At 44.1% G+C, this 966-nt stretch carries 1 protein-coding gene; it reads right to left on the bottom strand.

From position 1 onward, the window contains the following. Nucleotides 1-966, bottom strand: a 966-nt coding sequence (locus ACFINH_RS09995) for a DUF3792 domain-containing protein (protein WP_375633018.1), incomplete at both ends; no start/stop codon positions are given.

The following is a 966-nucleotide window of genomic DNA, read 5'->3' on the forward strand; positions in this document are numbered from 1 at the left end:
ACTGGAAATAATGGCGCCTACCAGACTTCCTAAAAAGCCCCACCACCCCATATTGGAGGCTGTTTTTGTGGCTTTAGTTGCAGTGTTTTTTGCTCCCTTGATCGTATCCTCAAGATTGTCTGAGAGTGTTTCTGCCCGTTCTTCAAGGACTTTGATGGCTTTTTCGGTCTTTTCCTCTGCGCTTTGATAGAGTTGGACGGCATGGTTGGCTGCTGTTTGTGCATCCGAACGGGACATGCCATCTTTTATGAGGGCATTGATGATATCACTTCGATCAAATTTTGTCGTGAGATCTTCTACACGATCAGACAGGCGCTCACCAAGATTTTTTAAAGTGGTGCGATAGTAAGAAGGATCATTTTTGAAAGCTGTTATCGCAGAACCAATATCATTGAGTGCAGCTTGATAGGTTTGTTTTAAGCGATCAGGGTTGAGAGCAGGAATGTCACTTTTATTGAGAAGGGAGTGCAATTCACTCCTAAGTTGGTCAAAATTGATATCATTGTCACTATTTTTTGCAAAAAACTGTTCAAGACTTTCGCTGTTTAAGTTTGCAAGTATAGGGGAAATATTGTTTTTTAGGCTGTCAACGGTTTGTTGGACCATGGAGCTGTTTTCTAGAGCCGTTTTAGCTCCTATCTTTGCTGTACTAGAAACCACGTGGATGGCTTGGAGGGTCATCAGCAATGTTATGAGAGCCCAGGTGAGAAAGCCATGAAGAATCCCTGAGGTTTCAGCAAAACGTCCAGCTACAAAGCCTCCCAAGGCTAGGCTAATCAGTGTAACGATAACAGAACCCACGCCAAAGGAGAGGAAAGAGCCTTCAAATGGGGTTGAAGAAGTGAAATCCATTTGGCTTAAGCCTAAAGCGGCAACCAGAAAAGAAAGGCAGATTGAGGTGGCAAGAGCCGTCACCAGTCCCGCAAAGATTGCGGACCATGAAATGGGTGTGTGAAAGAGTGAATA

Origin of the sequence: Bartonella sp. AA74HLJMH (genome assembly GCF_042197045.1) — a bacterium.
Classification (GTDB): Bacteria; Pseudomonadota; Alphaproteobacteria; order Rhizobiales; family Rhizobiaceae; genus Bartonella.